Raw genomic sequence first — 24219 nt, 5'->3', positions numbered from 1 at the left:
ATGTAAAAAGCACCATAGCAGCAATGTTTTGCACTGACAAGCTGAGGTGGTGTCCAAGCTTTGGTACCCCGTGTCACGCCCCGTTTTGGTGCAAAAGTCTGTTGTCATTCGGCAACGTGGCGTAACGGGTTGTTTCGATGCGTCAGACGCAAAAAAGCGCGCAAAACCGGGGTTTTGCGCGCTTTGCAGGCTGGGTGGATCAGGCGTCGAGCAGGATGCGCAGCATGCGGCGCAGAGGCTCTGCAGCACCCCACAGCAGCTGGTCACCAATGGTGAATGCGCCCACGTATTCGGGGCCCATGGCTAGCTTGCGGATGCGGCCCACAGGGATGGTCATGGTGCCGGTCACGGCCACGGGGGTCAGGTCCTTGATGGTGGCTTCGCGGGTGTTGGGCACTACCTTCACCCACTGGTTGTCGGCCGCAATCATGGCTTCGATATCGGCCACGGGCACGTCCTTCTTGAGCTTGAAGGTCAGGGCCTGGCTGTGGCAGCGCATGGCACCCACGCGCACGCAGAATCCGTCCACGGGGATGGCTGCAGAGTCGAAGCCTTCGCCCATGCCCAGAATCTTGTTGGTCTCCGCCATGCCCTTCCATTCTTCCTTGGACTGGCCATTGCCCAGGTCCTTGTCGATCCAGGGAATCAGGCTGCCACCCAGCGGGACGCCGAAATTGGCGGTTTCAGCGGCAGACAGGCTGCGCTGCTTGGCGATCACCTTGCGGTCGATTTCCAGGATGGCGCTCTTGGGGTCGTCGAGCAGCGCCTTCACTTCGGCGTTGAGGGTGCCGTATTGGGTCAACAGCTCACGCATGTGCTGTGCGCCGCCGCCGGACGCGGCTTGGTAAGTCTGGGTGCTCATCCACTCGACCAGACCGGCCTTGTAGAGCGCACCCACACCCATCAGCATGCAGCTCACGGTGCAGTTGCCGCCGATCCAGTCCTTGCCGCCGTGGGCCAGCGCGTTCTTGATGACGGGCATGTTCACCGGGTCTAGCACGATGACCGCGTTCTTTTCCATGCGCAGCGAGGAAGCGGCATCAATCCAGTGGCCGTTCCAGCCTGCAGCGCGCAGCTTGGGGTACACCTCGTTGGTGTAGTCGCCACCTTGGGCGGTGATGATGATCTCGCAGCGCTTGAGGGCCTCAATGTTGAAAGCGTCCTGCAGGGTGGTTTCGTTCTTGGCCTGTGCAGGGGCCTTGCCGCCAGCGTTGGATGTGGAGAAGAACAATGGCTCGATCAGGTCGAAGTCTTTTTCTTCGATCATGCGGTCCATCAACACCGAGCCGACCATGCCGCGCCAGCCGACCAAACCTACCAACTTGCTCATTTCAACGCCCTTTCAGTGATAAACAGTGCCAGACCAGACTGTTTGCCCCGGCTCGTCTGGCCAGGGAGGGCGCACGACGATACCGGAGCTGGATCAGCCCTTAATAATGGTCGTGGTTTTGGTGGTGATTGCGCGCACAGCCACGCCTGCCAGGGCGGCAGTAGCGGTGTTCAGGGCGAACGGGCGGGCGGCAAACATGCGCAGATTCTAGCCGATTGCGTGCATGGACCAATGCGGGAACTGCATACACCGATTTCCCAAAACAAAAAGGGCGGCCACAGCCGCCCTTGGGGTGACATGGCAAGCCAGGGATCAGGCGAGCGCCTTCACCACCGCATCGCCCATCTGCGCAGTGCCTACCTTGGTGGTACCTTCGCTGTAGATGTCGGGCGTGCGCAGGCCTTGGGCCAGCACCTTTTGCACGGCGGCTTCGATGCGCTGGGCGGCGGCTTCCTGGTTCAGGCTGAAGCGCAGCATCATGGCTGCAGACAGGATGGTGGCCAGGGGGTTGGCTACGCCCTTGCCTGCGATGTCGGGTGCGCTGCCATGGCTGGGTTCGTACAGGCCCTGGTTGCTGCTGTTCAGGCTGGCTGAGGGCAGCATGCCGATGGAGCCGGTGAGCATGGAGGCTTCGTCGCTCAAGATGTCGCCAAACATGTTGCCGGTCACCACCACGTCAAACGCCTTGGGGGCCTTGACGAGTTGCATGGCGGCGTTGTCCACGTACATGTGCTGCAGTTCGACGTCGGGGTATTCCTTGTGCACGTCGGTGACCACGTCCTTCCAGAACTGGAAGGTTTCGAGCACGTTGGCCTTGTCCACGCTGGTGACCTTCTTGTTGCGCTTGCGGGCGGCCTGGAAGGCGACGTGGGCGATGCGCTCGATCTCGGGGCGGCTGTAGCGCATGGTGTCGAAGGCTTCTTCCGCACCGGGGAAGTGGCCATCCACCGCTGTACGGCGGCCACGGGGCTGGCCGAAGTAGATGTCACCGGTCAGCTCGCGGATGATGAGGATGTCCAGGCCCGCAATCAGTTCGGGCTTGAGACTCGAAGCGCCCACCAGTTGCTCGTAGCAGATGGCGGGGCGGAAGTTGGCGAACAGGCCCAGGTTCTTGCGCAGGCCCAAGATGGCCTGTTCGGGGCGCAGGGGGCGGTCGAGCTTGTCGTATTTCCAGTCGCCCACAGCGCCGAACAGGATGGCGTCGGCTTCCTTGGCGAGCTTGAGGGTGGACTCGGGCAGCGGGTGGCCGTGGGCCTCGTAAGCGGCACCACCGACCAGGGCGGATTCCATTTCGAACTTCAGGTCGAGTGCCTTGAGGACCTTGACGGCCTCGGCCACGATTTCGGTACCGATGCCGTCACCCGGCAGAACTGCGATTTTCATTGTCTGGTGCTTCTGTTTTGATAGCTGCCAGCGCTTATTGCGTAAGCGCTGGAGGCTATTTTTCTTGAAATGAGAGATCAGGAAACCATCGAGTGCGCGAGCCAGGGCTTGGTGGCCAGGCGTTGCGCTTCAAAGGCCTTGATCTTGTCGGACTGGCGCAGGGTCAGGCCGATGTCGTCAAAGCCGTTGAGCAGGCAGTATTTGCGGAAGGCCTGCACCTCAAACGCAATCTCCTCGCCCTGCGGCGGCACGATCACCTGGCGTTCCAGATCGATGGTGAGCTGGTAGCCGGGGAAGGCATGCACTTCGTCAAACAGCTTGGCCACGGTGGCCTCGGGCAGCACGATGGGCAGCAGGCCGTTCTTGAAGCAGTTGTTGAAGAAGATGTCGGCAAAGCTGGGCGCGATGATGGCGCGGAAGCCATATTGGTCCAGCGCCCAGGGCGCGTGCTCGCGGCTGGAGCCGCAGCCGAAGTTCTTGCGCGCCAGAAGGATGCTGGCACCCTGGTAGCGGGGCTGGTTCAGCACAAAGTCGGGGTTGGGTTTGCGCTGGCTCTCGGGGATGCCGGGCTCGCCCTTGTCCAGGTAGCGCCATTCGTCAAACAGGTTGGGGCCAAAGCCCGTTTTCTTGATCGACTTGAGGAACTGCTTGGGAATGATGGCGTCGGTGTCGACGTTTTCCCGGTCCATGGGCGCGACGAGGCCCTTGAGCAAGGTGAATTTCTGCATGGTGGCCTTGGGTTGTGCCTTGTGATTTGCTTTTTACTTGGCGGCGCGCTCGATGGCGTTGCCTGCGCGTTCAATGTCCTGGCCCACACCCTTGACGGTGTTGCAGCCAGCCAGCACGAAGGCCAGGGACAGGGCGATGAGGGTGGCGGTCTTTTTCATGACAGGGCTCCTTCAGTCTGGGTCAAGTGATGGTGGATGGTGAGGTGATAAATCAGGCGAACTGGCGGATATCGACAAAGTGGCCGTGCACCGCAGCGGCAGCCGCCATGGCGGGGCTGACGAGGTGGGTGCGGCCACCGTTGCCCTGGCGGCCCTCGAAGTTGCGGTTGCTGGTGGATGCGCAGCGTTCGCCGGGCTCCAGACGGTCGGCGTTCATGGCCAGGCACATGCTGCAGCCGGGCTCGCGCCATTCAAAGCCTGCCGCCTTGAAGATCTGGTCCAGGCCCTCGCGCTCGGCCTGCTCTTTGACGAGGCCGGAGCCAGGCACCACCATGGCCAGCTTCACGTTGCTGGCCACCTTGCGGCCCAGGCTCTTCACCACGGCGGCAGCTTCGCGCATGTCTTCGATGCGGCTGTTGGTGCAGCTGCCGATGAACACCTTGTCTATGGTGATGTCATTGATCGGCTTGCCGGGCTGCAGGCCCATGTAGGTCAAGGCGCGCTCGATGGCGCCGCGCTTGTTGGCGTCCTTTTCCTTGTCGGGATCGGGCACGCGGGCGTCCACGCCCAGCACCATCTCGGGGCTGGTGCCCCAGGTGACTTGAGGCACGATCTCGGCAGCGTCCAGCTTGACCACAGCGTCAAACTTCGCGTCGGGGTCGGAGTGCAGCGTCTTCCAGTAAGCCACGACTTGGTCCCATTCCACGCCCGTGGGCGACAGGGGGCGGCCCTTCACGTATTCAATGGTCTTGTCGTCCACAGCCACCAGACCGGCGCGCGCACCGGCTTCGATGGCCATGTTGCACACGGTCATGCGGCCTTCCATGCTCATCGCGCGGAAGACGGAACCAGCAAACTCAATGGTGTAGCCCGTGCCGCCAGCGGTGCCGATCTTGCCGATGATGGCCAGCACCACATCCTTGGGCGTGACGCCTTTGGCCAGCGTGCCGTCCACCTGCACCAGCATGTTCTTGGCTTTTTTGGCCAGCAGGGTTTGCGTGGCCATGACGTGCTCGACCTCACTGGTGCCGATACCGTGGGCCAGTGCACCAAACGCGCCGTGGGTGGATGTGTGCGAATCCCCGCACACCACCGTCATGCCGGGCAGGGTGGCACCGTTTTCGGGGCCAATCACATGCACGATGCCTTGGCGCTTGTGCATGAAGGGGAAGAAGGCCGCTGGCGAGATTTCTGCCATGTTGGCATTCAGCGTGGTGATCTGTTCCTTGCTGATCGGGTCGGTGATGCCGTCGTAACCTTTTTCCCAGCCGGTGGTGGGCGTGTTGTGGTCGGCTGTGGCCACGATGGAGCTCATGCGCCACACCTTGCGACCGGCCCCGCGCAGGCCTTCAAAGGCTTGCGGGCTGGTTACCTCGTGCACCAGGTGCCGGTCGATGTAGAGGATGGAGGTGCCATCTTCTTCGGTGTGGACGACGTGTTCGTCCCAGATCTTGTCGTAGAGGGTGCGTCCCATGGTTTTGTCTTTCAGGTGGGTCAATGATTCTAGTGGTGAGGGGCTGATTCGGCGGGGCTTGCGGTGGGTTGCCCGGTGCTGGGGCGCTGGGCAGTCAGGTGCTCTACCAGCAGGCGCGAGGTGATGGGCAGGGCATCAAAATCACGCGCCACCACGCGCAGCTCGCGGTGAGCCCAGGCGTCTGTCAATGGAACGGCAGCCAGGCGGCCCACGCTGCGCATCAGCTCGAAGGCTCGGTCTGGCAGCAGGCCCACGCCCAGGCCGTTGTCGATCATGCGGCACATGGCGTCCAGCCCCGTGACCTGGATGCGCTGGCGCAGCGGGCGGCCCGCAGCCGCCGCGGCGGCACGCATGGCCAGGCTGATGCTGCTGTTGGCATGCAGGCCCACAATGTCCCAGTCCAGAACTGCTTCAAAATCAATAGCGTCCAGCGCTTGCAGCTCGTGCCCTGCAGGCACAACCAGCACCAGCCGGTCCGATCGGTAGAGCCTGCTGGGCAGGTCGTGGGCATTGCTGCCCATGCCCACATTGCAAATGCCCAGGTCTGCCGCCCCTTCCTGCACCGCGTGCAGCACGGCGCTGGAGAGGTGTTCTTGCAGGTCAATCTTGATCTGGCTGTGCTGGCGTGCAAAAGCGCCCAGGTCTTCCGGCAGAAACTGCAGGATGGCCGAGATGTTGGCGTGCACGCGCACATGGCCGCGCACGCCCTCGGCGTACTCGCTCAGCTCGCCCTGCATGCGCTCCAGCCCAAACAGCACGGTGCGGGCGTGGTGCAGCAGGCTTTCACCCGCCGGGGTCAGGGTCACGCCCCGGCTGTGGCGGTAGAGCAGGGCGGTATCCACGGCGGCTTCCAGATCGGACAGCCGCTTGCTGACGGCCGATGCGGCGATGAATTCGCGCTCTGCCGCTCGGCCAATGCTGCCCAGCTCGCACACGGCCACAAACAACTGCAGCGAGGTCAGGTCAATACGGCGCGCAAAGCTGCGCTCTGAGCTTTTCATCGGGGGGCCTTGAAGGAGACTTGCCTTCTTGTTTTGCGAAGGCACTCCATTTTCTACCTATTTTTAATGAGTTGTCATCGCTGAATGCGATGGGTTTCATCATTTTTAGGTAGCTGATCCCCGGTGAAGCTGCTTGGTATGTCTGGTTTGAAAGGTGAAAAGTGCCTTGGATGGCGTCAATAGAGCGCAAGCCGCTCTCATTTTGAGAGCGGATGGGCTGATGCCGGTGACCCGTAGCCGCGCTGCGGAGAGGGTGGCTACAAGGTCACTGTGCTGCCATGTTCGGGCACATCGGCTTGCCAGCGCAGTTCATGGCTGATGCGCTGGCGCAGGTGATCGGCTGCGTTCATTTCACCGTGGACCACCCATACATGCCCCGGCGCATGGTCCATGCTGCGCAGCCAGGCCATCAACTGGTTGCCATCGGCATGGGCTGAGGCCGAGTTCAGCTTGACCACTTCCGCGCGCACGGCCACATCCTGCCCGTGGATGCGGACGGACTTTTCGCCATCGGCCAGACGCGCGCCCCGCGTGCCCGGTGCCTGATGTCCGGTCAGGATGATCATGTTGCGGTGGTCCCCCGCATGCAGTGCCAAGTGATGCAGCACGCGCCCGCCCGTGGCCATGCCGCTGGCGGCCAGGATGACCATGGGGCCATGCAGGCGGGCCAGGCCTTTGGATTGTTCGGGCGTCTGCACCATGGTGGCCCCGTGCTCCAGTGCGTTGACCTCCCTCGCGTTCAGGCGGTGTTCGCCCAGGTGGTGCTGGTACAGCCCGGTGGTGCTGACGGCCATGGGGCTGTCGAGAAACACTTTGAGCGACGCAGGAATGAGCCCTTGCGCCTTGAGCAGACCAATGGCGTGCAGCACCACCTGGGCGCGGCCCACAGCGAAGACGGGTACCACGGCCACCCCGCCGCGCGCGGCCAGCCGGGCCAGTGCCGGGCCCAGTTCGCTCAGCAGGTCTTCGGGCGGGTGCTCGCGGTCGCCGTAGGTGGATTCGATCAGTACAGCATCGGCCTGGGGTGGCGCGTCCGGCGGGTTCATCAGCATGTCGTCGGGCCTGCCCAGGTCGCCGGAGAACAGGATGCGCCGTCCGCCCACTTCCAGCAGCACACTGGCCGCGCCCAGAATGTGGCCTGCATTGGAGAACGTGGCATGCCAGCCGGGCAGGGGCTCAAAGCGCTCGTGCAAGCGGTGGGCCTTGAACTGCTGGAGGCAATGCTGCGCGTCCAGCTTGGTGTAAAGCGGCAGTGCGGGCGCGTGGCTGCTCAGTTTGTGCCGGTTCAGAAAAGCGGCGTCCTCTTCCTGCAGGTGTCCGCTGTCGGGCAGCAGGATGGCGCAGAGGTCACGCGTGCCTGTGGTGGCATGCACGGGGCCTTTGAATCCGTCACGGGCCAGCAGGGGAAGGTAGCCGCTGTGGTCCAGGTGTGCGTGGGTGAGCAGTACGGCATCCACTTGCGAAGGCGACAAAGGCAGGGGCTGCCAGTTGCGCAGCCGCAGCTGCTTGTAGCCCTGGAACAGACCGCAGTCCACCAAGAGGCTTTTGCCGTTGTGGCGAACGAGGTATTTGGAGCCGGTGACGGTGCCTGAGCCGCCCAGGAAGGTGATTTTCACGTCCATGTGTGTCCTCCGATACTGCAGAGTCCCCATGGTAGGCCTGCTGCGGGAAGCAAGCCCGCCGGAAGCAGGCTTGCTTGATGCGAATCAAGAAGACGGTGTCGCGCATGGAAATGAAAAAAGCGACCGGGCTGTAGGCTCGGTCGCTTGGAGGGGGTACGCCTGCGGGTGAAGGCAGGCGGCTGGGTCAACTGAAGAAGTTCTTCAGCCGGTCTGTCCAGCTCTCGCCGCTGGGGGAGTGGCGGGAGCCGCCCTTTTTCAGCGACTCTTCCAGCTCACGCAACAGCTTGCGCTGGTGCTCGGTGAGCTTGACGGGTGTCTCCACTGCAATGTGGCAGTACAGGTCGCCCGGATAGCTGGAGCGCACGCCCTTGATGCCTTTGCCGCGCAGGCGGAACTGCTTGCCCGCTTGCGTGCCTTCGGGGATATCAATGGCTGCCTTGCCTTGCAGGGTGGGCACTTCAATTTCGCCGCCCAGCGCGGCGGTGATGAAGCTCACCGGCACCTGGCAGTGCAGGTCGTCGCCATCGCGCTCGAAGATGTCGTGCTTCTTGATGCGGATCTCGATGTACAGATCGCCGGGTGGGCCGCCATTGGTGCCCGGTTCGCCATTGCCTGTGCTGCGGATGCGCATGCCATCGTCGATGCCCGCAGGAATCTTCACTTCCAGCGTCTTTTGCTTCTTGATCTTGCCTTGGCCATGGCACGCAGTGCAGGGCTCGGGGATGATCTTGCCCGTGCCGCGGCAGTGCGGGCAGGTTTGCTGCACGCTGAAGAAGCCCTGGCGCATCTGCACCGTGCCTGAACCCTGGCAGGTGCCGCAGGTCTTGGCGCTGGTGCCGGGCTTGGCGCCGCTGCCGTGGCAGGTGTCACAGCTGTCCCACGAGGGGATGCGGATCTGTGCATCCTTGCCGCGGGCAGCTTCTTCCAGGGTGATTTCCATGGCATAGCTGAGATCGCTGCCGCGGTACACCTGACGCCCGCCCCGGCCACGCCCACCTTGCTGGCCGAACATGTCGCCGAAGATGTCGCCGAAAGCCTCGGCAAAACCGCCAAAGCCTTCTGCGCCGCCCCCGGGGCCGCGCATGTTGGGGTCCACCCCCGCGTGGCCATACTGGTCGTAGGCCGCCCGTTTCTGCGGGTCGGAGAGCATCTCGTAGGCCTCCTTGGCCTCCTTGAACTTCTCCTCTGCAGTCTTGGCGGCGTCCCCCTGGTTGCGGTCAGGGTGGTACTTCATCGCCAGCTTGCGATAAGCCTTCTTGATGTCTTCATCCGAAGCGTTTTTGGCAACGCCCAGGACTTCGTAAAAGTCTTTTTTCGACATGGTGATTTGTGGCCCGGTTGGAACAGGAACGCCGCGCAAGCCCCGTCAAGGGCCCCGCGCGGCGGCTGGGGTCAACGGGAAGGCGCTCAGCCCTTCTTGACTTCCTTCACCTCTGCGTCCACCACGTTGTCGTCGTCCGCAGGCTTGGCGGATGCGGTCGATGCACCAGCACCTGCCTCAGCACCACCGGCAGCCTGAGCCGCCTGGGCTGCTTGGGATTCGGCGTACATCTTCTCGCCCAGCTTCTGGCTGGCGGCCATCAGTGCGTTGGTTTTGTCTTCGATCGCAGCCTTGTCTTCACCCTTGAGGGCTTCTTCCAGGGCCTTCACGGCGGCGGTGATCGCGTCTTTCTCGCCAGCTTCCAGCTTGTCGCCATGCTCGGTCAGGCTCTTGTTTACGCTGTGGACAGCCGCTTCGCCCTGGTTCTTGGCCTGCACCAGTTCGAGCTTCTTCTTGTCGTCTGCAGCGTTCAGCTCGGCGTCCTTCACCATCTTCTGGATTTCCTCCTCGGACAGACCCGAGTTGGCCTTGATGGTGATCTTGTTTTCCTTGCCGGTGCCCTTGTCCTTGGCGCCCACGTGCAGGATACCGTTGGCGTCGATGTCGAACGACACTTCGATCTGTGGAACGCCACGGGCTGCAGGTGGGATGCCTTCCAGATTGAACTCACCCAGCAGCTTGTTGCCCGAAGCCATTTCACGCTCACCCTGGTAGACCTTGATGGTCACGGCAGGCTGGTTGTCATCGGCCGTCGAGAAGGTCTGCGCGAACTTGGTGGGGATCGTGGTGTTCTTGGTGATCATCTTGGTCATGACGCCGCCCAGGGTTTCGATACCCAGGGACAGGGGGGTCACGTCCAGCAGCAGCACGTCCTTGCGGTCACCCGACAGCACCTGGCCCTGGATGGCAGCGCCTACGGCCACGGCTTCGTCAGGGTTCACGTCCTTGCGGGGGTCCTTGCCGAAGAATTCCTTCACCTTTTCCTGCACCTTGGGCATGCGGGTCATACCGCCGACCAGGATCACGTCATGGATGTCGGACACGCTCACGCCAGCATCCTTGATGGCGGTGCGGCAAGGGGCGATGGTGCGCTCGATCAGCTCTTCCACCAGGCTTTCCAGCTTGGCGCGGGTGAGCTTGATGTTCAGGTGCTTGGGGCCCGAGGCGTCGGCTGTGATGTAGGGCAGGTTGATGTCGGTGGCGGACGAGTTCGACAGCTCGATCTTGGCCTTCTCAGCAGCTTCCTTCAGGCGCTGCAGGGCCAGCACGTCCTTGGACAGGTCCACGCCTTGTTCCTTCTTGAACTCGGCAATGATGTAGTCGATGATGCGTTGGTCAAAGTCTTCGCCGCCCAGGAAGGTGTCGCCGTTGGTCGACAGCACTTCGAACTGCTTTTCGCCGTCCACGTCGGCGATTTCGATGATGGACACGTCGAACGTGCCGCCACCCAGGTCATAAACGGCGATCTTGCGGTCACCCTTTTCAGCCTTGTCCAGACCAAAGGCCAGTGCTGCTGCGGTAGGTTCGTTGATGATGCGCTTCACGTCCAGGCCTGCAATACGGCCGGCATCCTTGGTGGCCTGGCGCTGGGCGTCGTTGAAGTAGGCGGGAACGGTAATGACGGCCTCGGTGACGGCTTCGCCCAGATAGTCTTCCGCCGTCTTTTTCATCTTGCGCAGCACTTCAGCGCTGATTTGAGGAGGTGCCAGCTTGTTGCCGCGCACTTCCACCCATGCGTCACCGTTGTCAGCCTTCGCGATGGTGTAGGGCATCAGGTCGATGTCCTTTTGCACTTCTTTTTCTTCGAACTTGCGACCAATCAGGCGCTTGGCTGCGTAGATGGTGTTCTTGGGGTTGGTAACGGCCTGGCGCTTGGCAGATGCACCCACCAGAATTTCGCCGTCTTCCTGGTACGCAATGATGGAAGGCGTCGTGCGTGCGCCTTCGCTGTTTTCGATCACGCGCGTGGTGTTGCCTTCCATGATGGCCACGCAGCTGTTGGTGGTGCCCAGGTCAATACCGATGATTTTTCCCATGTTTTTCTCCGCAATGTTGGAATGTTTGGATGTCTAGTAACTTGTGGATAACTTGCGTTGCTTCAAGTCGTCCCTCTCAAAAAATTACTTGGGCGCTGTCACGGTGACGAGCGCGGGCCGTAGAACCCGTTCGGCGATCATGTAGCCCTTTTGCAGCACGGCCACCACCGTATTGGCTTCCTGATCGGCAGGCACCACGCTGATGGCCTGGTGCTGGTGGGGGTCAAACTTGGTGCCTGCAGCGGGGTTGATGGCTAGCACCTTGTTGCGTTCCAGGGCAGAGGTCAGCTGGCGCAGCGTGGCATCAGCACCTTCGCGCAGTTGCTGGGGGGTGGCTTCCTTGATGGCCAGGGCTGCATCCAGGCTGTCTGCCACGGGCAGAAGGCTCTCAGCAAAGCTCTCAATGCCGAACTTGCGTGCCTTGGCGACTTCCTCTTCAGCGCGGCGGCGGGCGTTTTCGGCTTCTGCCTTGGCGCGCAGAAACTGGTCGGCCAGATCGGCGCTCTTGGCTTTCAGCTCTGCCAGTTCGGCTTGCAGACGCTCCATTTCGTCAGAGGCGTTGGCCGCCATGGCTGCTTCCACTTCTTCGGGGGAGGGTGCGGCTTGGTTGGTGTTGGGCTGGCTGTTGTCTGACATATTGAAGTCTTTTGGAATGAAAACAGTGGATTACGCGCGGTAGATGGAGGGGTATTGGCGCATTTCAAGATGCGTCTTCCCCTTCGGGGTGGGCTGAGGTCGATTCACGGGGTATCAGCGCCTCCGCCGCCCGTTTGCGGCGCCCTTAGTGTACAAGCGGAGTATGGCGAGGTATAATTTCCGGCTTTGCCTTGCCACACCGCACAATCGCGAGCAAATCATTGCTCAGATTGAGACGCTGCGGGCGGCTTCATCCACAAGGAGTATGCATGCGTCACTACGAAATCATTTTGTTGATCCATCCGGATCAAAGCGAACAAGTTCCAGCCATGCTGGAGCGCTACAAGGGCATGATCACCGCTGGCGGTGGCAAGGTGCACCGCGTGGAAGACTGGGGTCGCCGTCAACTGGCCTACCTGATCAACAAGCTGGCCAAGGCCCACTACCTGTGCGTGAACATCGAAGCTGACCAGGCTGTGATGGCCGAGCTGGAGCACGCCTTCAAGTTCAACGACGCCGTGCTGCGCCACCTGACTGTTCAGAAGAAGAAGGCTGAGACTGGCCCATCTTCCATGATGAAGACTGTTGAGCGCGAAGAGGCCCGCAAGGCCAGCCAAGCCGAGTACGCAGCGGCTGGCGAGCGCTGATCCATCCACTTTGGAGTGGAGAACCGCGTCGTCTTGACAGCATGTATCGCAGAGGCTGAGTCCCTGCGCTACACCCCCGCCGGTTTGCCTGCCATCAACCTGCGGCTCGAACATGAGTCGCAACAGACAGAAGCAGGTCACCCCCGGGCCGTCAAGGCAGCCATCAAGGCCGTTGCCTTTGGTGCAATGGCCGAGCGGCTGGCAAGGCAGAACATCGGAAGTCTCTGGACTTTTTCGGGTTTTCTGGCCACCCCGCGCAACGGCAAGAATGCAGTGCTTCACATCCAGGATATTCAACAAAATTAATTTTCAAGGGGTCCGCAATGGCCACGTTCAAGAAGTTCAACAAAGACAAGCGCCCAAAGCGCAACACCCAGTCCCTGCTGTTCAAGCGCAAGCGCTTCTGCCGCTTCACCGTGACGGGCGTTGAAGAAATCGACTACAAGGATGTCGATACGCTGCGCGACTTCATCGCCGAAAACGGCAAGATCATCCCCGCGCGCCTTACCGGCACACGCGCCATCTACCAGCGTCAGCTGAACACCGCCATCAAGCGTGCCCGCTTCCTGGCCCTGGTGCCTTACAGCGACCAGCACAAGATCTAAGGAGCACAACCATGCAAATCATTCTGCTCGACAAGGTTGTGAACCTCGGCAACCTCGGCGAAATCGTCAAGGTGAAAGACGGCTACGCCCGTAACTTCCTGATCCCTTCGGGCCGCGCTCGCCGCGCCACCGAAGCCAACAAGGCTGAGTTCGAAGCCAAGCGCGCCGAACTCGAAAAGGCCGCTGCTGCCAAGCTGGCAGAAGCCCAAGCCCAAGGCGAAAAGCTGGGTGGCACTACCGTCAAGCTGACCCAGAAGGCTGGCGTGGATGGCCGTCTGTTTGGTTCCGTGACCAACCACGACATCGCTGAAGAGCTGAACAAGCAAGGCTACAAGATCGTGAAGGCTCAAGTGCGTATGCCCAACGGTCCTATCAAGCTGGTCGGCGAAAGCACCGTGAGCGTTGCTCTGCACACCGATGTGGTGGTGGATGTGACTGTTTCGGTCTACGGCGAAACCGCCTAATTCCCTTTCAGGTGATCCAGCAAAAGCCGCCCTCGGGCGGCTTTTGTCATTGGGTCAGCCATCATCGTTTTCCGCTTGGGCAGCCGGTGCCTGGGTCGGGATAGCATTCAGGTCTCGTTCGGAGAATCTCCCATGTCCGCAGTTTTTCCCCCGCTAGATGACCAAGGTTTTTCTGCCCCCAACGTTCAGGATAACGAAGTCGCCCGTTTGCGTATTCCGCCGCATTCCGTGGAGGCGGAATCGAGCGTGCTGGGTGGCCTGCTGCTGGACAACAACGCCTGGGACCGTGTGGGCGACCTGCTGACCGAGAGCAACTTCTATCGCCACGAACATCAGCTGATCTTCACGGCCATTGCCACTTTGGTGAATGCGAGCAAGCCCGCTGATGTGATCACCGTGTTTGAGCACCTCCGCAGCCTGGGCAAAGCCGAGGAGGTGGGTGGGCTGACGTACCTGAACAACCTGGCCCAGTACGTTCCCAGTGCCAGCAACATCCGCCGCTATGCTGAGATCGTTCGGGAGCGGGCGATCCTGCGCAAGCTGGTCACTGCCAGCGACGAAATCTCTACCAATGCGTTTGATCCGCAGGGTAAGACGGTCGAGCGCATTCTGGACGAAGCCGAAGCCAAGATTTTTGCGATTGGCGAAGAGGGCTCACGCAACAAGCAGGGTTTCCAGTCTCTCGACACGCTGGTGGTGGACCTGCTCGACAAAGTGCAGGAGATGGCTGACAACCCGGCCGACGTGACCGGCGTGCCCACGGGATTTGCGGACCTGGACCGCATGACTTCCGGCCTGCAGGCGGGGGACATGATTGTTCTGGCAGCCCGCCCTTCCATGGGCAAGACGTCTTTTGCGGTGAACATTGCCGAGCACGTGGCGCTGAATGAAGGTCTGCCCGTAGCCATTTTTTCGATGGAAATGGGTGCCGCTCAGCTGGCGGTGCGTATTGTGGGCTCGATTGGTCGGGTCAACCAGGGCAACCTGCGGACCGGCAAGCTGACCGATGACGAATGGCCGCGCCTGACCGAGGCGATTGAAAAGCTGCGCACGGTATCTCTGCACATTGACGAAACCCCGGGTCTGTCCCCTGGGGAACTGCGCGCCAACGCCAGACGTTTGGCTCGCCAGTGCGGCAAGCTGGGGCTGATCGTGGTGGACTACCTGCAGCTCATGAGTGGCTCAGGCGCTGGCAGTGCCGACAACCGCGCCACAGAACTGGGAGAAATCTCCCGGGGGCTGAAGATGCTGGCCAAGGAGCTGCAGTGCCCTGTGATTGCGCTGTCACAGCTCAACCGTTCGGTGGAGCAGCGCACGGACAAGCGTCCCATGATGTCCGACCTGCGTGAATCTGGCGCTATCGAGCAGGATGCTGACATCATCATGTTCATCTACCGCGACGACTACTACAACAAGGACAGCAAAGAGCCCAACGTGGCCGAGGTCATCATTGGCAAGCAGCGTAACGGCCCTACCGGCACGGTCAAACTTTTCTTCCAGAAGAACCAGACGCGCTTTGAGAACCTGGCTATGGGTGGTGGGGATGATTACTAATAAAAATGGGCTCTAGCGCCCATGCTATAAGCGCGAGAAGCTATCAAATAAATAGCAAAACACCGACCAGACTTTTGTTTGGTCGGTGTTTTTTATTTCCCCTTGGGTTTGTCTGTGGCTCAGAACCTGGGGCAGATGGAGACCCTTACGGGCCGCAGCTATTGCCGGATCACAGCCACCAGCAGGCCCAGGCAAACGCAGCCCAGTCCCGCTGTAAGCAGCGTCAGCCGGCGATAGCGCTGGCGCAGGTCATCTACCGCCTGTATCACCTGGGCGTTTTGTTGGGCCAGGGACTGAATCAGCGCTGCGCTGTCCATTTGTTCCTGTTCCAGTTGTGTCACCCGTTCCCGCAGATGCTGCAGCTGCGTTGCAGCGGGCAGCTGGGCTTCTGCCTCGACATGCCCGGCTGAGGTGGTGACCGCGGTATCAGCCTTGCTCTTGCGCGCTGTTCCCAGCAGTTTTCTGGCGGCCTGCAGGATCTGGGGTGTGGCTTCAATCACATCACCCCATGGAACCAGCTTGAGTGCAGTGACCCAGCCCACCATCGTCAGAGCACCTCGCTGGCAAAGTCCGCCAGACGCGAGCGTTCGCCACGGGCCAGGGTGATGTGGCCGCTGTGTGGCCAGCCCTTGAAGCGGTCTACGGCGTAGGTCAGGCCCGAAGAGCCTTCGGTGAGGTACGGCGTGTCAATCTGGGCCAGGTTACCCATGCAGATGATCTTGGTGCCGGGGCCTGCGCGCGTGATCAGCGTCTTCATCTGCTTGGGCGTCAGGTTCTGTGCCTCGTCGATGATGACGTACTTGTTCAGGAAGGTGCGTCCGCGCATGAAGTTCATGCTCTTGATCTTGATGCGGCTGCGGATCAGCTCATTGGTGGCTGCACGGCCCCATTCGCCAGCGTTGCCGCCGTCGCCCTTGGCCAAAAACTCCAGGTTGTCATCCAGCGCGCCCATCCAGGGGCCCATCTTTTCCTCTTCGGTGCCGGGCAAAAAGCCGATGTCCTCACCCACGCTCACCGTGGCGCGGGTCATGATGATCTCGGTGTAGCGGCGGTCGTCCAGCACTTGGGTGAGGCCTGCAGCCAGTGCCAGAAGCGTCTTGCCGGTGCCCGCAGTGCCTGTGAGCGTTACGAAATCAATCTCAGGATCCATGAGCAGGTTCATGGCGTAGTTCTGCTCGCGGTTGCGCGTGGTCACGCCCCAGACAGCATTCTTGGTGGAGCCGTAATCCTTCAAGGTCTGCAGTACCGCAGTCTTGTCGCGGATTTCGCTCACGCGGGCGAACAGGCTGGGCTCGCCGGGAGCTTCAAAGTACACGAACTGATTGATCATCAGCTGCGGCACGATGGGGCCACTGATGCGGTAGTAGGTGTGGGCACCGCTTTGCCAGCTTTCCACGTTCTTGCCGCTCTTGGTCCAGAAATCCGGGGGCAGCGCCAATACGCCCGCGTAGAGCAGGTCACCGTCTTCCAGGGCCTTGTCGTTCTGGTAATCCTCGGCTGCCAGACCGAGTGCGCGGGCCTTGACCCGCATGTTGATGTCCTTCGATACGAGCACCACCTCGCGTGGCGCATGCTGCTTGCGCAGGGCTTCCACCACGCCCAGGATCTGGTTGTCGGCCTTGCCCTGGGGCAGGCTGGTGGGCAGGCTGTAGTCCAGCGGTTCCGTCTGGAAGAAGAGATGTCCGCCTGCGGCGCGTTGGCCCGTGGAATCCAGCTTGAGTCCCTTGGCTATGTCTGCGCCCTGGGCCGCTGCCAGTGCATCGAGGGTGCGGCTGGCCTGGCGGCCATTGCGTGCCACTTCCGTCATGCCCTTCTTGTGACCGTCCAGTTCCTCCAGAACGATCATGGGCAGGAAGATGTCGTGCTCTTCAAAGCGGAACAGGCTGGTCGGGTCGTGCAAGAGCACGTTGGTGTCCAGTACGAACAGCTTGGTCGGGCCCTGGGAGCGTGTCTTTTTGCTGCGGGCGCTGCGGCTCTCGGTAGTGGATGCGGCAGCGCTGCTGAGCGTGGCTGGTTCTGCTGCAGTCTCTTTGGGGGCCGCGGGTGCGCGACGCGCGGTGGGTGCTGGCGCAGCTTTGGCCACTGGAGCGGGTGTAGCGACCGTGGTAGCTGAAGCTTTTGAGCCGCGAGAGGCGCGAGTCCGCGTTGCGGGAGTGCTTGCTTCCAGAACGGCGATGTTGTTGTCGTCGTCTTCTGCGGCTGGGTTCGTTACTGCGCGAGCCGCTGCACGGGCAGAGCGGGCTTTGTTTTCATACGCCTCTGGTGCAAGCAGGGCGGCACGGCGGCTGGGGGCGGGTGGCAGGGGCATGGTGTGCAAGGGCCTCAGGCAAGGGTGTTCAGAAAGCAAAAAGCCGCCTGGAGGCCAAGGCGGCTTTTGTGATGGGAATGGGGCTTTGCAATGTGCAAGGGCATTAACCCATTATGCCCATTCCGTGTGAAGGCGCGGCAAGCACGCCCGGGCTGTGCGTATTTGTTGCTTGCAGCCCTCAAGCGGTGGTGATTCAGGCGGCCTTTTTCAGGGCCTTGAGCGACTTGACCGCCTTGAGCACTTCGTCCACGTGACCTGGAACCTTCAGGCCGCGCCATTCCTGGATCAGCACGCCATCAGGGCCGATCAGGAACGTGCTGCGCTCGATGCCTTTGACCTTTTTGCCGTACATGATCTTGTTTTTGACCACGCCGAACATGTGGCACATTTTTTCTTCGGTGTCTGCAATCAGCTCGAAAGGCAGTTCCAGCTTTTCCTTGAAGTCGTCGTGGGACTTCATGTTGTCGCGCGAAACGCCGAACACTGCGGCGCCCGCCTTGACGAAATCTTTGTACTTGTCACGGAACTGCATGGCTTCCGTGGTGCAACCAGGGGTGTTGTCCTTGGGATAGAAGTACAGAATCAGAATCTGGCCGGTGTGTGACGTGTTGGAGACCTTGATCCCGCCGGTCGCGTTGGCTTCAAATTCAGGGAGGGGTTTGTTGACAACGATCGCCATAGCACTTCAATCTCTCAGGATGTAGTCGTTGGTAAGCCGGAGGAGCGGGTGTGTTATTGCTCTTGGTGGTGCCCCCGACCGCAACCCGCGATTTTACTCTGAAAATGATACTTAGCCAACCACCGGGGCTGTATGTATGTACATATCTGCATAAGCATGCGTGCAAAACGCATGCCCGGTGATCGGTGGAGAGGCCTCGTGTCTGTCGGCCTCAGGGCTCGAGAATGAGCGCCGCGACAACGTTGCGGCCCTCGCCCGACAGGATGTTGTAGGTGCGGCAGGCGGCCGCCGTGTCCATGGTTTCCAGTCCCAGTTGTCGGGCGGCCAACGGGCGCAGCCACGCTGCGGGCGGAAAGCGGTTGCGCGCGCCACTGCCAAAGATGATGACCTCAGCCTCCAGTGTGGCCAAGTGCTCGAAGTGCTGGGCTGTCAGGTCTTCAAAGCGTGCGCAGTTCCACATCTCCAGCAGTCCGTTGGCGCCCACGATCAGGCTTTGGGTGTACTTGGTCCCGTCCACACCGATCCAGCCAGGGCCATAGCCGTGAATGGTCTGCGCGCTGGAGCGATCGGGCTGGAATTTCATGGGAGTGCCTGCGGTGCGAAGGGAGGGCGCGGGCCATGTACGACGGGGCTCGTTCGGGACGGCAACTGCGCGGAACTGTGGTCAAATTATAGGTTTCGCCAAGGCATGCCTTGCCCGGGTAGGCCTTTGTCCCCACGCCAACTCCGCCCGCCATGAAGACCGTTCAGAAATCCGCCAAGCTTGCCAATGTTTGCTACGACATCCGTGGGCCCATCATGGACGCGGCCAAGCAGATGGAGGAGGACGGCCACAAGATCATCAAGCTCAACATCGGCAATCTGGCCGTGTTTGGTTTCGATGCGCCCGAGGAAATCCAGCAGGACATGATCCGCAACCTGCCCAACTCGGCGGGTTACTCCGACAGCAAAGGCATCTTCGCTGCCCGTAAGGCGGTGATGCACGAAACCCAGAAGCAGGGCATCAAGGGTGTCACGCTCGACGATATCTATCTGGGCAATGGAGCCAGCGAACTGATCGTGATGGCCACCAATGCGCTGCTGGACAATGGCGATGAATTGCTGCTGCCATCCCCCGATTACCCGTTGTGGACGGCTGCGGCCAGCCTGTCAGGCGGCACCCCGGTGCACTATCTGTGCGATGAGGCCAATGGCTGGATGCCCGATCTGGACGACATCCGCTCCAAGGTCACGCCCCGCACCAAAGGCATTGTGGTCATCAACCCCAACAACCCCACGGGTGCTCTGTACTCCGAAGAGCTGCTCAAGGGCATCCTCGCCATTGCCCGTGAGCATGGCCTGGTGGTCTTTGCCGATGAGGTGTACGACAAGGTGTTGTACGACGGTGCCAAGCACACGGCCTTGGGTTCGCTCAGCGACGATGTGCTGACACTGACTTTCAACTCGCTCTCCAAAAGCTACCGCTCCTGTGGCTATCGCGCGGGGTGGTTGGTGGTGTCGGGCGACAAAAAACCGGCCAAGGACTACATCGAAGGGCTGAACATGCTCTCGAACATGCGGCTGTGTGCCAACGTGCCCGGGCAATGGGCCGTGCAAACAGCCCTGGGTGGCTACCAGAGCATCAATGACCTGGTCTCTGAAGGCGGTCGCCTGCGCAAGCAGCGCGATTTGGCCTATGAGCTGATCACTGCCATCCCTGGTGTCACCTGCGTCAAGCCCCGGGCTGCGCTGTATATGTTCCCGCGGCTGGACCCCGCTGTGTATCCCATCAAAGACGACCAGCAGTTCTTCCTGGAACTGCTACAGGAAACGAAGGTCATGCTGGTGCAGGGCACCGGGTTCAACTGGGGCGCGCCTGATCACTTTCGCATCGTCTTCCTACCGCACGAAGACGACCTGCGTGAGGCCATCGGCCGTGTTGCCCGGTTTCTGGAGCAATACCGCAAGCGCCATCAGACTGCTGCGGCGTAACACCGTGGTCCCTTCACCCAGCAAGCCCACTTTGTTCATGCGCCGTCTCCAGGATGTGATTGGCAGAAGGCTGGCCCTTATGGCGGGCTTGCTAGCCATGGCGGCTTTTCCCGCATGGGCGCAGACGCCTTCCGCCTCCAAAACCGTCAGCTTTTCGCACAAGGACTGGGCACTGCAGTGCGACAACACCCGCACCTGCCGGGCGGTGGGCTACCAGTCTGAGAGCGGTGATTCCGACCCGGTCTCCATGCTGCTCACCCGCAAGGCAGGGCCTGATGAGCCTGTCGAGGTGCAGTTGCAGGTCTACGCCGAAAAGGCCGATCCTTCCAGGCTGCAGTTGCGAGTGGGCAAGTTCACCTTGCCTGCACTCGAAGGCAGCAGCCCCAAGGTGCCTGCCGCACAGGTGCCACGCCTGATACAGGAGTTGATCAAGGCAGAGGACGCCATGGTGTCTGCTGGCAAGGACCTGTGGACGTTGTCGCTCGCGGGCGCGAATGCCGTGCTGCTCAAGATGGATGAAGCGCAGGGCCGCATTGGTACGGCCGGGGCGCTGGTGCGCAAGGGCTCCAAGCCAGAGTCTTCCGTGCTGCCAGCGTTGCCTGCGCCCGTCATCAAAGGAGTGAAACCCGTAGCGGCGCGCAAAGGCGATGCAGCATTGGTCAAGCCAGTGCTGGCTGCCGTGGGGCGCGACGAGCTGGAAGGTCAGTGCACCGGGGGCATTCCAGAGGCCTCGGAGATGAAGCTTCACCGCCTGACGGAGCGCAAGGTGCTGCTGGAGATTCCTTGCGCCATGGGTGCCTACAACTTTGGCAGCCTGCTGTTCATTGCCAACGACCGCCCGCCCTACCAGCCTGAGCTGCAAGGGGATGTGGATGGTGAATTTGATCCCGCCAAGGGCACCGTGCAGTCCTCCATGAAGGGGCGAGGCATTGGCGACTGCTGGTGGGTGCGCGAATGGGTTTTTGATGGCAAAGGCTTTGTGCTCACGGGTGAGCGCGGCGATTCCATGTGCCGGGGCTTTCCCGGCGGGGCGTGGCAGTTGCCCGTGCTCGTCACCCAACCGCAATGATGGGCACGCCTGCGGCCTTCCACTGCATTCCCAACGATTTTTGATTTGAAGAGAGTTATGACCATGAAACCCATCCAAGTAGGCCTGCTGGGCATCGGCACCGTCGGTAGCGGCGTGTTCAACGTTTTGCAACGCAACCAGGACGAAATCAGCCGCCGTGCTGGCCGTGGCATCGAGATCGCCATGGTGGCCGATCTGGATGTGGAGCGCGCCAAGAGCGTGGTGGGCCCCAACGTGCAAGTCGTCAACGACGCCCGCGCCGTGATTGCCAACCCTGACATTGACATCGTCATCGAGCTGATTGGCGGCTACGGCGTGGCCAAGGCTCTGGTCCTCGAAGCGATTGCTGCAGGCAAGCATGTGGTGACCGCCAACAAGGCGCTGCTGGCAGTGCATGGCACCGAGATTTTTGCGGCTGCTTCTGCCAAGGGCGTCATGGTGGCGTTCGAGGCCGCGGTGGCCGGTGGCATTCCCATCATCAAGGCGCTGCGTGAGGGTCTCACGGCCAACCGCATCCAGTGGATTGCCGGCATCATCAACGGCACCACCAACTTCATCCTGAGCGAGATGCGCGACAAGGGCCTGGACTTTGACGTGGTGCTCAAGGAAGCGCAGCGCCTGGGCTACGCCGAGGCAGACCCCACCTTCGACATTGAGGGCGTGGACGCCGCCCACAAGGCCACGCTGATGAGCGCCATCGCTTTCGGCATCCCGGTGCAGTTCGATAAGGCCTATGTGGAAGGCATTACCAAGCTGGGTGCGGCAGACATCAAATATGCCGAACAGCTCGGCTACCGCATCAAGCTGCTGGGCATCACCAAGCGCGCTGAAAAGGGGATTGAGCTGCGCGTGCACCCCAGCCTGGTGCCTGCCAAGCGCCTGATCGCCAATGTGGAAGGTGCCATGAACGCCGTGGTGGTGCAGGGCGATGCCGTGGGCACCACGCTGTACTACGGCAAGGGTGCAGGCAGCGAGCCCACCGCCAGCGCCGTGATTGCCGACCTGGTGGACATTGCCCGCCTGCACACGGCAGACCCTGAACACCGCGTGCCCCACCTGGCCTTCCAGCCCAACACGCTGGCCGACGCCATGGGCCAATTGCCTGTGCTGCCCATGAGCGAAGTGGTGACGAGCTACTACCTGCGCCTGCGCGTGGCGGATCAGGCGGGTGTGCTGGCCAAGGTCACAGGCCTGCTGGCCGAGGCAGGTGTGAGCATCGATGCCGTGCTGCAACGCGAAGCCGATGAGGTGGGCGGCGAAGGCTCCACGCAGACCGACCTCATCATCCTGACCCACGACACGCGCGAGGGCACCATGGACGCCGTCATCGCCCAGATGCAGGCTCTGCCTACGGTGCTGGCCCCTATCACCCGCATCCGCAAGGAAGAGCTCAACTGAGGAGCTGCCGCGAAGCCGTCGCCTGCCCCGTGCCTGTGATGCCCTCGCATGCCCACCCTTGTCGCCGTTCTCACGCTGGTGGCCCTGCTCAAGCTTTCGCTGGTAGAGCTGCCGCGCTGGCACCTGGCGTTCTGGTTCGGTTTGCTGGTCGGGCTGGCGCTGCTGGGCTCCATGTCGCGCCTGCATGCGCTGGCCAACGGTGTGGGCAGCTTCGTGGCCGCGTGGGTGTACTTCGAGTTATTGGAGCGCACCGATAATTACGAGGACAGGCCGTTGCACTGGCTTGTCCTGATCGGCGGTTTTGTGCTGCTGGTCGCTTCGCGTTTTTACATTGATATCCGCGTGTACGGCATCAGCCTTTGAACCCCACAGACGGGACACCTTCATGAAATACCTCAGCACCCGCGGCCATGCAGACCGCAAACAGTTTTGCGACATCCTGCTCGAAGGCCTGGCACCCGATGGCGGGCTGTACCTGCCTGAGCACTATCCGCAGGTGGATGACGCCATGCTCACGCGCCTGCGCCGTGCCTACCACGAGCAGGGCTATGCCGAGCTGGCCTTCCAGATCCTGTCGCTGTACATCGACGACATTCCTGCGGCCGACCTGAAAGCCCTGTGCGCCAAGACCTACACCGCCGAGGTGTTTGGCACGGGCGAGATCGTGCCCCTGCGCCACCTCGAAAACAGCATGTGGCTTGAAGCTCTGTCCAACGGCCCCACGCTGGCCTTCAAGGACATGGCCATGCAACTGCTGGGCAACCTGTTCGAATACGAACTGGGCCGCCGTGGTGCGGAGCTGAACATTCTGGGTGCCACCAGCGGCGACACCGGCAGCGCCGCCGAGTACGCCATGCGCGGCAAGAAGGGCATTCGCGTGTTCATGACCAGCCCGCACGGCCGCATGAGCCCCTTCCAGCAGGCGCAGATGTTCAGCCTGCAGGACGCGAACATCCACAACATTGCCATTGAAGGCGTGTTCGATGACTGCCAGGACATCGTCAAGGCCGTCTCCAACGACCTGGAGTTCAAGCGCAAGTACAAGATCGGCACCGTCAACTCCATCAACTGGGCGCGCCTCTTGGCGCAGGTGGTGTACTACTTTGCGGGCTACATCCAGGCCACCGAGACCAACGACCAGAAGGTCAGCTTCACCGTGCCTTCGGGCAACTTCGGCAACGTGTGCGCGGGCCATGTGGCGCGCATGATGGGCCTGCCCATTGCCAAGCTGGTGGTGGCGACGAATGAGAACGACGTGCTTGACGAGTTCTTCCGCACCGGCGTGTACCGCGTGCGCGGCAGTGCCGACACGCACGAAACGTCGAGCCCGTCCATGGACATCAGCAAGGCCAGCAATTTCGAGCGTTTCGTGTTCGACCTGCTGGGCCGCGACGGTGCCAAGACTAAGGCATTGTTTGGTGATGCGCTGTCGCAATCGGGCCAGTTTGACCTGAGCCAGGACCCGCGCTTTGCCGACGCGGCAGCCAAGTACGGCTTTGAAAGCGGCAAGAGCACCCATGCGGACCGCCTGGCCACCATCAAGGACAACTACCAGCGCCACGGCGTCACCATCGACACCCACACCGCCGACGGCGTGAAGGTGGCGTTGGAGCACCACAGCGATGCCAGCGTGCCCATGATCGTGCTGGAGACCGCCTTGCCCATCAAGTTTGCGGCCACCATCGAGGAAGCCCTGGGCCACTCGCCCGATCGACCCGCCAAGTTTGCGGGCATTGAAGACCTGCCCAAGCGTGTGCAGGTGATGCCCGCTGACGTGACCTTGGTCAAGGCCTACATCGAGCGCCACTGCACACCGCCCGTGCTGGGCTGATGG

Annotated in this window: 25 protein-coding genes; 10 read left to right on the top strand and 15 right to left on the bottom strand. The window is 61.5% G+C overall.

The genetic code is table 11. The features are described 5' to 3' along the window. Positions 1-199 precede the first annotated feature (199 nt). From asd to grpE, 11 genes are all read right to left on the bottom strand, one after another. Positions 200-1330, bottom strand: coding sequence for an aspartate-semialdehyde dehydrogenase (gene asd / locus AACH87_RS16845; RefSeq protein WP_338795652.1), 1131 nt, complete (start codon positions 1328-1330; stop codon positions 200-202). Between the two features lie 312 nt (positions 1331-1642). After that, the gene (gene leuB / locus AACH87_RS16840; protein WP_338795650.1) at positions 1643-2713 is read right to left on the bottom strand and encodes a 3-isopropylmalate dehydrogenase; all 1071 of its coding nucleotides are present in this window, start codon (positions 2711-2713) and stop codon (positions 1643-1645) included. A gap of 77 nt (positions 2714-2790) precedes the next feature. After that, on the bottom strand, positions 2791-3441 hold the full coding sequence (leuD, locus tag AACH87_RS16835; RefSeq protein ID WP_338795649.1) for a 3-isopropylmalate dehydratase small subunit: 651 nt from the start codon (positions 3439-3441) through the stop codon (positions 2791-2793). 33 nt (positions 3442-3474) lie between these two features. Beyond that, positions 3475-3600: an entericidin A/B family lipoprotein gene (locus AACH87_RS16830; RefSeq protein ID WP_069105166.1), complete on the bottom strand. Its 126-nt coding sequence runs from the start codon at positions 3598-3600 to the stop codon at positions 3475-3477. Between the two features lie 52 nt (positions 3601-3652). Further along, on the bottom strand, positions 3653-5074 hold the full coding sequence (gene leuC, locus AACH87_RS16825) for a 3-isopropylmalate dehydratase large subunit (protein ID WP_338795648.1): 1422 nt from the start codon (positions 5072-5074) through the stop codon (positions 3653-3655). Between the two features lie 29 nt (positions 5075-5103). Next, positions 5104-6075: a LysR family transcriptional regulator gene (locus tag AACH87_RS16820; protein WP_338795647.1), complete on the bottom strand. Its 972-nt coding sequence runs from the start codon at positions 6073-6075 to the stop codon at positions 5104-5106. Beyond that, positions 6038-6265 carry a hypothetical protein gene (locus AACH87_RS16815; RefSeq protein ID WP_338795646.1) on the bottom strand — a complete coding sequence of 76 codons (228 nt, stop codon included), beginning with the start codon at positions 6263-6265 and terminating at the stop codon, positions 6038-6040. Before AACH87_RS16815 ends, AACH87_RS16820 begins: the two co-directional genes overlap by 38 nt. A gap of 67 nt (positions 6266-6332) precedes the next feature. Then, positions 6333-7697 (bottom strand): MBL fold metallo-hydrolase, encoded by a 1365-nt coding sequence (locus tag AACH87_RS16810; protein ID WP_338795645.1) that lies wholly within the window; start codon positions 7695-7697, stop codon positions 6333-6335. A gap of 184 nt (positions 7698-7881) precedes the next feature. After that, positions 7882-9018, bottom strand: a complete 1137-nt coding sequence (dnaJ, locus tag AACH87_RS16805; RefSeq protein WP_338795644.1) for a molecular chaperone DnaJ — start codon at positions 9016-9018, stop codon at positions 7882-7884. Positions 9019-9104: 86 nt separating this feature from the next. Further along, positions 9105-11054: a molecular chaperone DnaK gene (gene dnaK, locus AACH87_RS16800; protein WP_338795643.1), complete on the bottom strand. Its 1950-nt coding sequence runs from the start codon at positions 11052-11054 to the stop codon at positions 9105-9107. 84 nt (positions 11055-11138) lie between these two features. After that, positions 11139-11690, bottom strand: a complete 552-nt coding sequence (gene grpE, locus AACH87_RS16795) for a nucleotide exchange factor GrpE (RefSeq protein ID WP_338795642.1) — start codon at positions 11688-11690, stop codon at positions 11139-11141. 269 nt (positions 11691-11959) lie between these two features. Here grpE and rpsF point away from each other — a divergent pair, with 269 nt between their 5' ends. From rpsF to dnaB, 5 genes are all read left to right on the top strand, one after another. Next, the gene (rpsF, locus tag AACH87_RS16790) at positions 11960-12337 is read left to right on the top strand and encodes a 30S ribosomal protein S6 (protein ID WP_015013245.1); all 378 of its coding nucleotides are present in this window, start codon (positions 11960-11962) and stop codon (positions 12335-12337) included. Positions 12338-12352: 15 nt separating this feature from the next. Continuing rightward, positions 12353-12643 carry a primosomal replication protein N gene (priB, locus tag AACH87_RS16785; RefSeq protein ID WP_044397944.1) on the top strand — a complete coding sequence of 97 codons (291 nt, stop codon included), beginning with the start codon at positions 12353-12355 and terminating at the stop codon, positions 12641-12643. 17 nt (positions 12644-12660) lie between these two features. Next, positions 12661-12942, top strand: coding sequence for a 30S ribosomal protein S18 (rpsR, locus tag AACH87_RS16780; RefSeq protein ID WP_044397946.1), 282 nt, complete (start codon positions 12661-12663; stop codon positions 12940-12942). Positions 12943-12953: 11 nt separating this feature from the next. Next, positions 12954-13406 (top strand): 50S ribosomal protein L9, encoded by a 453-nt coding sequence (rplI, locus tag AACH87_RS16775; protein ID WP_338795640.1) that lies wholly within the window; start codon positions 12954-12956, stop codon positions 13404-13406. Positions 13407-13538: 132 nt separating this feature from the next. Next, positions 13539-14960, top strand: coding sequence for a replicative DNA helicase (gene dnaB, locus AACH87_RS16770; RefSeq protein WP_338795638.1), 1422 nt, complete (start codon positions 13539-13541; stop codon positions 14958-14960). A gap of 158 nt (positions 14961-15118) precedes the next feature. Here dnaB and AACH87_RS16765 read toward each other — a convergent pair whose 3' ends face one another. From AACH87_RS16765 to AACH87_RS16750, 4 genes are all read right to left on the bottom strand, one after another. Then, entirely contained in the window at positions 15119-15505 is a 387-nt protein-coding gene (locus tag AACH87_RS16765; RefSeq protein ID WP_338795636.1) for a hypothetical protein, read from the bottom strand. 2 nt (positions 15506-15507) lie between these two features. Next, a complete protein-coding gene (locus tag AACH87_RS16760) occupies positions 15508-17268 on the bottom strand; it encodes a PhoH family protein (RefSeq protein WP_338795635.1) in 1761 nt (586 codons plus the stop codon). Between the two features lie 193 nt (positions 17269-17461). Then, positions 17462-17947 (bottom strand): peroxiredoxin, encoded by a 486-nt coding sequence (locus tag AACH87_RS16755; protein ID WP_338795634.1) that lies wholly within the window; start codon positions 17945-17947, stop codon positions 17462-17464. A gap of 211 nt (positions 17948-18158) precedes the next feature. Beyond that, positions 18159-18530, bottom strand: coding sequence for an Mth938-like domain-containing protein (locus AACH87_RS16750; protein ID WP_338795633.1), 372 nt, complete (start codon positions 18528-18530; stop codon positions 18159-18161). A gap of 152 nt (positions 18531-18682) precedes the next feature. Between AACH87_RS16750 and AACH87_RS16745 the strand changes: the two genes are divergently transcribed. The 5 genes from AACH87_RS16745 to thrC all read left to right on the top strand — a co-directional run bounded on the left by AACH87_RS16745 (position 18683) and on the right by thrC (position 24216). Continuing rightward, on the top strand, positions 18683-19918 hold the full coding sequence (locus AACH87_RS16745) for a pyridoxal phosphate-dependent aminotransferase (RefSeq protein WP_338795632.1): 1236 nt from the start codon (positions 18683-18685) through the stop codon (positions 19916-19918). Between the two features lie 37 nt (positions 19919-19955). Beyond that, positions 19956-20987, top strand: a complete 1032-nt coding sequence (locus AACH87_RS16740; RefSeq protein WP_338795631.1) for a DUF1176 domain-containing protein — start codon at positions 19956-19958, stop codon at positions 20985-20987. Positions 20988-21050: 63 nt separating this feature from the next. Then, positions 21051-22385 carry a homoserine dehydrogenase gene (locus tag AACH87_RS16735; protein ID WP_338795630.1) on the top strand — a complete coding sequence of 445 codons (1335 nt, stop codon included), beginning with the start codon at positions 21051-21053 and terminating at the stop codon, positions 22383-22385. A gap of 48 nt (positions 22386-22433) precedes the next feature. Continuing rightward, the gene (locus AACH87_RS16730; protein ID WP_338795629.1) at positions 22434-22748 is read left to right on the top strand and encodes a response regulator; all 315 of its coding nucleotides are present in this window, start codon (positions 22434-22436) and stop codon (positions 22746-22748) included. Positions 22749-22770: 22 nt separating this feature from the next. Then, positions 22771-24216, top strand: a complete 1446-nt coding sequence (gene thrC, locus AACH87_RS16725; protein WP_338795628.1) for a threonine synthase — start codon at positions 22771-22773, stop codon at positions 24214-24216. Positions 24217-24219: the final 3 nt, after the last annotated feature.

Origin of the sequence: Acidovorax sp. DW039 (assembly GCF_037101375.1) — a bacterium.
Lineage (GTDB): Bacteria > Pseudomonadota > Gammaproteobacteria > Burkholderiales > Burkholderiaceae_C > Acidovorax.
Note: the sequence above shows the minus strand (reverse complement) of the source record. Positions and strands in the feature narration are given on the sequence as shown.

Bases quoted from the DNA above. Each gene is read 5' to 3' on its own strand.
- AACH87_RS16745 (WP_338795632.1), top strand. From the start codon at position 18,683: ATGAAGACCGTTCAGAAATCCGCCAAGCTTGCCAATGTTTGCTACGAC.
- rpsF (WP_015013245.1), top strand. From the start codon at position 11,960: ATGCGTCACTACGAAATCATTTTGTTGATCCATCCGGATCAAAGCGAA.
- leuD (WP_338795649.1), bottom strand. From the start codon at position 3,441: ATGCAGAAATTCACCTTGCTCAAGGGCCTCGTCGCGCCCATGGACCGG.
- rpsR (WP_044397946.1), top strand. From the start codon at position 12,661: ATGGCCACGTTCAAGAAGTTCAACAAAGACAAGCGCCCAAAGCGCAAC.
- leuC (WP_338795648.1), bottom strand. From the start codon at position 5,074: ATGGGACGCACCCTCTACGACAAGATCTGGGACGAACACGTCGTCCAC.
- AACH87_RS16740 (WP_338795631.1), top strand. From the start codon at position 19,956: ATGCGCCGTCTCCAGGATGTGATTGGCAGAAGGCTGGCCCTTATGGCG.
- AACH87_RS16830 (WP_069105166.1), bottom strand. From the start codon at position 3,600: ATGAAAAAGACCGCCACCCTCATCGCCCTGTCCCTGGCCTTCGTGCTG.
- leuB (WP_338795650.1), bottom strand. From the start codon at position 2,713: ATGAAAATCGCAGTTCTGCCGGGTGACGGCATCGGTACCGAAATCGTG.
- grpE (WP_338795642.1), bottom strand. From the start codon at position 11,690: ATGTCAGACAACAGCCAGCCCAACACCAACCAAGCCGCACCCTCCCCC.
- AACH87_RS16765 (WP_338795636.1), bottom strand. From the start codon at position 15,505: ATGGTGGGCTGGGTCACTGCACTCAAGCTGGTTCCATGGGGTGATGTG.
- AACH87_RS16730 (WP_338795629.1), top strand. From the start codon at position 22,434: ATGCCCACCCTTGTCGCCGTTCTCACGCTGGTGGCCCTGCTCAAGCTT.
- dnaB (WP_338795638.1), top strand. From the start codon at position 13,539: ATGTCCGCAGTTTTTCCCCCGCTAGATGACCAAGGTTTTTCTGCCCCC.
- dnaJ (WP_338795644.1), bottom strand. From the start codon at position 9,018: ATGTCGAAAAAAGACTTTTACGAAGTCCTGGGCGTTGCCAAAAACGCT.
- AACH87_RS16735 (WP_338795630.1), top strand. From the start codon at position 21,051: ATGAAACCCATCCAAGTAGGCCTGCTGGGCATCGGCACCGTCGGTAGC.
- AACH87_RS16760 (WP_338795635.1), bottom strand. From the start codon at position 17,268: ATGCCCCTGCCACCCGCCCCCAGCCGCCGTGCCGCCCTGCTTGCACCA.
- AACH87_RS16755 (WP_338795634.1), bottom strand. From the start codon at position 17,947: ATGGCGATCGTTGTCAACAAACCCCTCCCTGAATTTGAAGCCAACGCG.
- rplI (WP_338795640.1), top strand. From the start codon at position 12,954: ATGCAAATCATTCTGCTCGACAAGGTTGTGAACCTCGGCAACCTCGGC.
- dnaK (WP_338795643.1), bottom strand. From the start codon at position 11,054: ATGGGAAAAATCATCGGTATTGACCTGGGCACCACCAACAGCTGCGTG.
- AACH87_RS16750 (WP_338795633.1), bottom strand. From the start codon at position 18,530: ATGAAATTCCAGCCCGATCGCTCCAGCGCGCAGACCATTCACGGCTAT.
- AACH87_RS16820 (WP_338795647.1), bottom strand. From the start codon at position 6,075: ATGAAAAGCTCAGAGCGCAGCTTTGCGCGCCGTATTGACCTGACCTCG.
- thrC (WP_338795628.1), top strand. From the start codon at position 22,771: ATGAAATACCTCAGCACCCGCGGCCATGCAGACCGCAAACAGTTTTGC.
- asd (WP_338795652.1), bottom strand. From the start codon at position 1,330: ATGAGCAAGTTGGTAGGTTTGGTCGGCTGGCGCGGCATGGTCGGCTCG.
- AACH87_RS16810 (WP_338795645.1), bottom strand. From the start codon at position 7,697: ATGGACGTGAAAATCACCTTCCTGGGCGGCTCAGGCACCGTCACCGGC.